Source organism: Sphingomonas sp. GC_Shp_6 (assembly GCF_026540835.1).
Lineage (GTDB): Bacteria > Pseudomonadota > Alphaproteobacteria > Sphingomonadales > Sphingomonadaceae > Sphingomonas.
Window position 1 is genome coordinate 96,558 of record NZ_JALNUO010000012.1, and the last position, 7,827, is coordinate 104,384.

The 7,827-nt window shown below is 62.9% G+C and carries 6 protein-coding genes; 3 read left to right on the plus strand and 3 right to left on the minus strand.

Annotated features, from left to right (window positions below; all coding sequences use genetic code 11):
- The first annotated feature begins 71 nt into the window (after positions 1-71).
- On the plus strand, positions 72-1,472 hold the full coding sequence (lpdA, locus tag OXQ95_RS13890) for a dihydrolipoyl dehydrogenase (protein WP_267382029.1): 1,401 nt from the start codon (positions 72-74) through the stop codon (positions 1,470-1,472).
- Positions 1,473-1,600: 128 nt separating this feature from the next.
- Positions 1,601-1,933 (plus strand): GCN5-related N-acetyltransferase, encoded by a 333-nt coding sequence (locus OXQ95_RS13895; protein ID WP_267382030.1) that lies wholly within the window; start codon positions 1,601-1,603, stop codon positions 1,931-1,933.
- Positions 1,934-1,999: 66 nt separating this feature from the next.
- On the opposite strand, the gene OXQ95_RS13900 is transcribed toward OXQ95_RS13895, so the two are convergent.
- Together OXQ95_RS13900 and OXQ95_RS13905 are read right to left on the minus strand one after the other, a co-directional pair.
- Positions 2,000-2,809 (minus strand): energy transducer TonB, encoded by an 810-nt coding sequence (locus OXQ95_RS13900; protein WP_267382031.1) that lies wholly within the window; start codon positions 2,807-2,809, stop codon positions 2,000-2,002.
- 119 nt (positions 2,810-2,928) lie between these two features.
- A complete protein-coding gene (locus OXQ95_RS13905; protein ID WP_267382032.1) occupies positions 2,929-3,258 on the minus strand; it encodes a hypothetical protein in 330 nt (109 codons plus the stop codon).
- Between the two features lie 173 nt (positions 3,259-3,431).
- Here OXQ95_RS13905 and uvrA point away from each other — a divergent pair, with 173 nt between their 5' ends.
- The gene (gene uvrA / locus OXQ95_RS13910) at positions 3,432-6,311 is read left to right on the plus strand and encodes an excinuclease ABC subunit UvrA (RefSeq protein ID WP_267382033.1); all 2,880 of its coding nucleotides are present in this window, start codon (positions 3,432-3,434) and stop codon (positions 6,309-6,311) included.
- 25 nt (positions 6,312-6,336) lie between these two features.
- Here uvrA and OXQ95_RS18825 read toward each other — a convergent pair whose 3' ends face one another.
- Positions 6,337-7,605 carry an ATP-binding protein gene (locus OXQ95_RS18825; protein WP_267382037.1) on the minus strand — a complete coding sequence of 423 codons (1,269 nt, stop codon included), beginning with the start codon at positions 7,603-7,605 and terminating at the stop codon, positions 6,337-6,339.
- Between the last annotated feature and the right edge of the window lie 222 nt (positions 7,606-7,827).

Below are 7,827 nucleotides of genomic sequence, written 5' to 3' on the forward strand. Positions count from 1 at the left end.
AACGGGCGCGGCGATCATTACATGCCGTCCCGCAACTGGGCCCCGGCCTCCGCCGGGGAACGGAGATGAAAATGGCCGACGAAACCTACGATTATGACGTCCTCGTGATCGGCTCGGGCCCGGGCGGTTACGTCGCGGCGATCCGCGCGGCGCAGCTGGGCCTGCGCACCGCGTGCGCGGAAAGCCGCGAGACTCTGGGCGGCACGTGCCTCAACGTCGGCTGCATCCCGTCCAAGGCGCTGCTCCATGCGTCCGAGATCTTCGAGGAGGCCAGCAGCGGCCATCTCGCCAAGTTCGGCATCGAGATCCAGGGCGCGACGCTCAACCTCGACCAGATGCACGCCGAAAAGGCGAAGGCCGTCAAGGAGCTGACCGGCGGCATCGAATTCCTGTTCAAGAAGAACAAGGTGACGTGGCTGAAGGGCCGCGCCGCCTTCAAGGACGCGCACAGCGTCGAGGTGGCGGGCCAGACCGTGACCGCGAAGAACATCGTCATCGCGACCGGCTCCAGCGTCACGCCGCTGCCGGGGGTGGAGATCGACCAGCAGGTCGTGGTGGACAGCACCGGCGCGCTGGCGCTGCCCAAGGTGCCCGAGCATCTGGTGGTGATCGGCGGCGGCGTGATCGGGCTGGAGCTGGGTTCGGTCTGGCGGCGTCTGGGCGCCAGGGTGACCGTGGTCGAATATCTCGACCAGATCCTGCCGGGCTTCGACGGCGAGGTCCGCAAGGAAAGCGCCAAGCTGTTCAAGAAGCAGGGCATGGAATTGAAGACCGGCACCAAGGTGACCGGCGTCACCGTCCAGGGCGAACGCGCCTCGGTTCAGGTCGAGCCCGCGGCCGGCGGCACGGGCGAGACGCTTCAGGCCGATGCGGTGCTGGTGGCGATCGGCCGCAAGCCCAATCTCGACGGGCTGAACCTCGCCGCGATCGGGTTGGAGCCCAACGCCCGCGGCCAGATTGCGACCGATCACAGCTTCCGCACCGCCGTCGACGGCGTGTGGGCGATCGGCGACTGCATCCCCGGCCTGATGCTCGCGCACAAGGCGGAGGACGAGGGCGTCGCGGTGGCCGAGAACATCGCCGGCCAGACCGGCATCGTGAACGAGGACGTGATCCCGAGCGTCGTCTACACCATGCCCGAGATCGCGGGCGTCGGCATGACCGAGGAGGCCGCGCGCGAAAAGGGCGACGTGAAGGTCGGCAAGTTCCCGATGGTCGCCAACAGCCGTGCGAAGACCAACCGCGACACCGACGGCTTCGTGAAGGTGATCGCGGACGCCAAGTCGGACCGCGTGCTGGGCGTGTGGATCGTCGCCAGCCTCGCCGGCACGATGATCGCGGAAGCCGCGATCGCGATGGAGTTCGGCGCGACCAGCGAGGACATCGCTTACACCTGCCACGCGCATCCGACGCATGCCGAGGCGATGAAGGAAGCCGCGATGGCGGTGACGGGCAAGCCGATCCACGTCTGACCGGGCGAGGTCGTAGCGAAGCTACGGTCGAGCCAAGCAGCGGTCAGACCGGCCTGCGCGGCCCAAAGCCGCGTCCGAGGTCATGGGACTTGCTCCCATGACGGCTTCCCATCCGTGGAGCACCGCGCATGCCGTCCCCTGATCCCGCCCGCGCCGCACTCGAGACGGCGTGGCTTCATCTCACGCGCGTCACGCTCCCCGCGCTCGCGGCCCCGCGCGGCTGGCCGGTGCGCGCGGATCATTGCTTCCAGCGCATCCTGCTCGACCATGCGTTCGGCGGCTGCTGGTACGATCATGTCGCGCGCCGCCCGGCCTATGCGCATGCCGACGCGGCCGCCTTGGCCCGCGCCATCGCGCTCGGTGAGGCGGCGGTGGCGGGCGAGGCGGACATGGCGGCGCTGAACCGCGCGTCGCTCGCGTGGCGGGGCAAGGCGAACCCGACGTGCCAGCGCGGCAGGTGACCGCCGCCAAAGCAACTTTTGACCAACCAGACTCACGCCGTTCGTGCTGGTCGAAAACGCTCTAGATTAAGGCAATTGCCAGACGACCGGCAGGATCGACCAGCTTGCGATGGCCTTGCCGCCCGTATCGTGTGACGGAGTGTAGCGGATCCGCTTCGCGATCTCGCAGGTGGCGGCGTCCAGCGATCGGGATCGCGATGACGTGACCACGCGGCAATTGGTAACCTGCCCGGTCACGTCGATGGCCAGCAGCGCGATGACGCGACCCTGCTCACGGGCGTGCATTGCCTCGACCGGATAGCTGTCCGGCCCGAACCATCGTCCAGGATTGCCCTCGACCGGCGTCGGCGGGTCGGCGTCGAAGAACAGCGCCGGATCAACGCCCCAGTTGGTGAGCAGTTGAACCTCGCACCTATGGAGCGTCGCCATCAGGAATCCGGTCGACGTCAGCATCGCCGTTCGGGTCTTGTTGCCGATCGTGATCGTGATCGTGGAAGCCTTCGCCAAGGCAGTCAGCCACGCACGCTCGCCGTGGATATGCGTGATGAGCCGATGATCGCCGACGCCGAAGCTTTCATAGAACGCGGTCGCATTCACATTGCCGGGATCGATGGCGATCTGGGCCCGCCCCCTACGGCTGTCCTCGGTGCCGCGACCGGGTTCCAGGACGACCACCTCCATGTTTTGCTGGGTGGGGAAGGGACGGAATACGATGGTGATCTCGTCACGCCCTTCGCCGAACTGGCGGGCCGCAGTGCACATGTCATCGTCGAAGGCGACTACCCACTTGCCGGAAGGGGAAAGCCGTTGCGCAGATGGCGGCGCCGCCCGGCTTCCCGACGAGGCCACGGACAGGAGGATCATGGCCAGCGTCATGACCGCCCATCGCGTCAACCCGTTCCGCACTGCTCCGCCTGCCGTCATGTCCCGTCCCCCCCCTTCCGGAGCCATGTAGCCGATCGACGGGCCGGGGTAACGGACAGATGGATCGGGTTCTACACCCGCTTCCCGAAAAACTGCCCCAGCGCGCGTTCGGCGGCGCCCATGAAGGCGTCGGCCATCGCCTGCGGATCCGGTGCGCTCTGCGTGCCCTGGGGCGGGGCGTCGGGGGCTTCGGGGGCGGGGCGCGCGGACTCGGGCGGGGTCTGCGCGCGCTTGGCGAGCGCGGCGGTGGCGGCGGTCGCGGCCATAGCGAGGCCGGCGGTCAGCACCTGCCGTCCTTCGGGGCTCTGCGCGCGCTCGATCAGCGCGTTGCCGGCCTTGCGCAGGTCCTTGGGCAGCTTCACCCCGGCGATGCGCTTGGGGATCTTCGTCGTCTTGGCCATGGTCGCGTCCTTTCGTGTATCAGACAGATAATACACGATCGCCCACCTTCAACCAGCGGGGCTTCGACCCCGGCGCGCAACCATGGTGGCGGGGCGACGTTCGTGTTCCTATCTCGTCCCCCGGCCCGATCCGCCCTCTGGCGCTCCCTGCAGAACAGAAGTAGAACTCGTCCATGTCCCTGACCAAGATCTCCGTCCGCGGCGCGCGCGAGCACAACCTCAAGGACGTCGATATCGACATCCCCCGCGACACGCTGACGGTCATCACCGGCCTGTCGGGGTCGGGCAAGTCGAGCCTCGCCTTCGACACCATCTATGCCGAGGGCCAGCGGCGCTATGTCGAGAGCCTGTCGGCCTATGCGCGCCAGTTCCTCGAACTGATGCAGAAGCCCGATGTCGATCATATCGAGGGGCTCTCCCCCGCCATCTCGATCGAGCAGAAGACCACGAGCCGCAACCCGCGCTCCACGGTGGCGACCGTCACCGAGATCTACGACTATATGCGCCTGCTCTGGGCGCGCGTCGGCGTGCCCTACAGCCCCGCCACCGGCGAGCCGATCGCCGCGCAGACCGTCAGCCAGATGGTCGACCGCGTGCTGGCGCTGCCCGAGGGCACGCGGCTGTACCTGCTCGCGCCCGTCGTGCGCGGCCGCAAGGGCGAATACCGCAAGGAGCTGCAGGAATGGCAGAAGGCGGGCTTCACCCGCGTGCGGATCGACGGGCAGATCCACGAGATCGACGAGGCGCCCGCGCTCGACAAGAAATACAAGCACGACATCGAGGTGGTGGTCGACCGCCTCGTGACGGGCGGCGACATCGCGACCCGGCTGGCGGAAAGCTTCGAGACCGCGCTGAAGCTGGCCGAGGGGCTGGCCTATGTCGATCCCGCCGATCCGGTCGAGGCGCATACCCCCAAATCCGAAGTGCTGGGCGATCATGCGCCGCCCGGCCGCATCGTGTTCAGCGAGAAATTCGCCTGCCCGGTCAGCGGCTTCACGATCAGCGAGATCGAGCCCCGGCTGTTCAGCTTCAACGCGCCGCAGGGGGCGTGCCCGGCCTGTGACGGCCTCGGCGAGAAGCTGCTGTTCGACGAGGACCTCGTCGTGCCCAATCACGGCCTGTCGATCAAGAAGGGCGCGGTGGTGCCCTGGGCGAAATCCAATCCGCCCAGCCCCTATTACATGCAGGTGCTGGGCAGCCTGGCGCGCGAATTCGCCTTTTCGCTCGAGACGCCGTGGGCCGAGCTGCCCGAGGAGGTGCGCCGCACCATCCTCCACGGCTCCAAGGGCAAGCCCGTCACGCTGACCTTCATCGACGGCAAGAAGAAGTACGACGTTTCCAAGCCCTTCGAGGGCGTGATCGGCAATCTCAACCGCCGCATGCTCCAGACCGAGAGCGCGTGGATGCGCGAGGAGCTGGCGAAGTACCAGTCCGCAGCACCCTGCGAGGTGTGCCACGGCGCGCGCCTCAAGCCCGAGGCGCTGGCGGTGAAGATCGCGATGAAGGACATCGCCTATGCCACGCATCTGTCGGTGGTCGACGCGCTCGCCTTCTTCACCGATCTGCCGCAGCATCTGGGCGACCAGCAGAACGCGATCGCCGAGCGCATCCTGAAGGAGATCGTCGAGCGGCTCGGCTTCCTCAACAATGTCGGGCTCGATTATCTCAACCTCGATCGCACCTCGGGCACGCTGAGCGGCGGCGAATCGCAGCGCATCCGCCTCGCCAGCCAGATCGGCTCCGGCCTGTCGGGCGTGCTCTACGTGCTCGACGAGCCGAGCATCGGGCTTCACCAGCGCGACAACGACATGCTGCTCGCCACGCTCCGGCGCTTGCGCGATCTCGGCAACACCGTGCTGGTGGTCGAGCATGACGAGGATGCGATCCGCACCGCGGATTACATCATCGACATGGGGCCGGGCGCCGGCGTGCACGGCGGCGCGGTCGTCGCGCAGGGCACGCTGAAGCAGCTGCTCAAATCCAAGACCAGCATCACCGCCGATTATCTGAACGGCGTGCGCAAGGTGCCGGTGCCGGCCAAGCGCCGCAAGGGCAATGGCAAGAAGCTCACCGTCCACAATGCGGTGGCCAACAATCTGCGCGGCGTCACCGCCAGCATTCCCTTGGGCACCTTCACCTGCATCACCGGCGTGTCGGGCAGCGGCAAGTCGAGCTTCACGATCGACACGCTCTATGCCGCCGCCGCGCGCGAGCTGAACGGCGCGCGCATCCAGCAGGGCAAGCACGACAGGATCACCGGCCTGCAATATCTCGACAAGGTGATCGACATCGATCAGTCGCCGATCGGCCGCACCCCGCGCAGCAACCCGGCGACCTATACCGGCAGCTTCACGCTGATCCGCGACTGGTTCGCCGGGCTGCCGGAATCGAACGCGCGCGGCTACAAGCCCGGCCGCTTCAGCTTCAACGTGAAGGGCGGCCGGTGCGAGGCGTGCCAGGGCGACGGCGTGCTGAAGATCGAGATGCACTTCCTGCCCGACGTCTATGTGACGTGCGACGTGTGCCACGGCGCGCGCTACAACCGCGAGACGCTGGAGGTGAAGTTCAAGGGCCACAGCATCGCCGACGTGCTCGACATGACCGTCGAGGACGCCGCCGCCTTCTTCGCCGCGGTGCCGCCCATCCGCGACCGGATGGCGATGCTGGTCGAGGTGGGGTTGGGCTATGTGAAGGTCGGCCAGCAGGCGACGACCTTGAGCGGCGGCGAGGCGCAGCGCGTGAAGCTCGCCAAGGAACTGTCGCGGCGGGCGACCGGCAACACGCTCTACATCCTCGATGAACCGACCACCGGCCTGCATTTCGAAGACGTGCGCAAATTGCTCGAAGTGCTCCACGCGCTGGTCGAGCAGGGCAATACGGTGGTGGTGATCGAACACAATCTCGACGTCATCAAGACCGCGGACTGGGTGATCGACCTGGGACCCGAGGGCGGCGTGAAGGGCGGCGAGATCGTGGCCGAAGGCGTGCCGGAAACGGTGGCGAAGGCGGCGGGGAGCTTTACGGGGCGGTATCTGGCGCCGTTGTTGGGGTAGAAGGTTGATAGATAACGATTAAAGGCTATCGCTTCATCCATGTTGCTTTGTTGCCCTTCAAAAGTGGATCTAAATATATAATTTGCTGATCTCGCAAGCGGTAAAGTACTTCTTTCATCTGATTCTCGCTTTTGATGCCCGTTAACTCTCTGGCCTGCCGGTTTGTAATTCTATCACTATTTTTTAGAAACGCGATTACGGCTTCTTCTGGAGACGCTAACGGGGTGTGCTCTATGGTCACTTTCACGTAGTTATTCAGGATTTCAATTGTAGGTGCCTTGAGGCGGCGATCCTGCATTTTTTGGAATGCAGTATTTAGTCCTTCGCCTAGGTCTTGATTTGGGGCATCGGGATAGCGGCGCAAAGTTCGAACAATTTTGGGATTTCTACTGTAGCGAACATCCAAGATATTTTGTATGTTCACAAATGCAGGCAACGTTCCGGGACTTATTATTTCGATCCTATTTTGATATATTACAACCTGCACGTCATCAGCAATAGAGTAGTCGCGGTGAATAATGGCATTAGTAACTATCTCCCAGATAGCTTCTGGTGGGTAGTCTACCTTTTTCAAGCCGTCTGTCGTAATGATACTAATATCCGATAATATTTCGGTTACGCGTTTCACGACATTATGTATTTGGTGGAAAAGTGGACCCCCAATGGTTTCATTTAGCTTTAAGTGCTCTCTTTCCGGTTTGTCTTCACGCATGTCGTAAAAAACTATGCGGCATTCACATCGTGTAGGTATTAACCCTTGCGGGTTCTCTGCCAAGAGTAATGCGCCTGCTACAACCGGTGACCAGTCTGTGCGGTCAATCAGGCCTTCATTTACAGCAAAAGCTAAGGCGTCCGGGCGCTCGGGAATCGACTGAGTTAAATACTGGGTTTCGTTCGAGTCTACTATCTCTTCCGGAGAATGACCTTCTAATTTAACGTTTTCAAAGCTGATTGCACCTTTTGAAAAAGACATTTGGGTAATATCGCCAGGGTGCTTTACCGGAAGACTCGAGGCTCCAACGCGCCGATAGACCGTTCCATCAGCCGTTGCGTGGACGTGCTGCCCCTTATCTACGAAAACCCGTAAAATGCAGCCGTTATGATTTGCCACATTAACAAATGAATATCGAAATATAAGTGGCGGGTTTATTTCATAAAGCGCTTGCAGAATGCCATTAGCCTCTTCCGGGTCGGAAAAGGTGTAAAGTCGTTTGGCAGGATCCGACTCTTCAGAGTCGTCTTTGATACCGAAAGATATTTCTCCACCATCGGAGTTTCCAAATGCAACAGCAATCTTTTATGCCGTCTTTCCTTTAGTATGCCTAGACTTGCGATCAAAAAATTGATCTTCAGACCGTGCACATAAAGCTAACGCCTGATCAGCGTTGATGGTCGCAATCTGCTCGGACATCATCATCCTCGGTAGCTGCCGTAATTCGGCTAATCATATTGCTTAAGTGCCCGACTCATAATTCGAGTTTGGCGATGCGTCGGGTCATTCGCCTGATGGATGAGA

What these genes read in the sequence shown, in the direction of transcription:
- OXQ95_RS13905 (WP_267382032.1), bottom strand. Translation starts at nt 3,258, where the DNA reads ATGGCCAAGACGACGAAGATCCCCAAGCGCATCGCCGGGGTGAAGCTG.
- lpdA (WP_267382029.1), top strand. Translation starts at nt 72, where the DNA reads ATGGCCGACGAAACCTACGATTATGACGTCCTCGTGATCGGCTCGGGC.
- OXQ95_RS13900 (WP_267382031.1), bottom strand. Translation starts at nt 2,809, where the DNA reads ATGACGCTGGCCATGATCCTCCTGTCCGTGGCCTCGTCGGGAAGCCGG.
- uvrA (WP_267382033.1), top strand. Translation starts at nt 3,432, where the DNA reads ATGTCCCTGACCAAGATCTCCGTCCGCGGCGCGCGCGAGCACAACCTC.
- OXQ95_RS13895 (WP_267382030.1), top strand. Translation starts at nt 1,601, where the DNA reads ATGCCGTCCCCTGATCCCGCCCGCGCCGCACTCGAGACGGCGTGGCTT.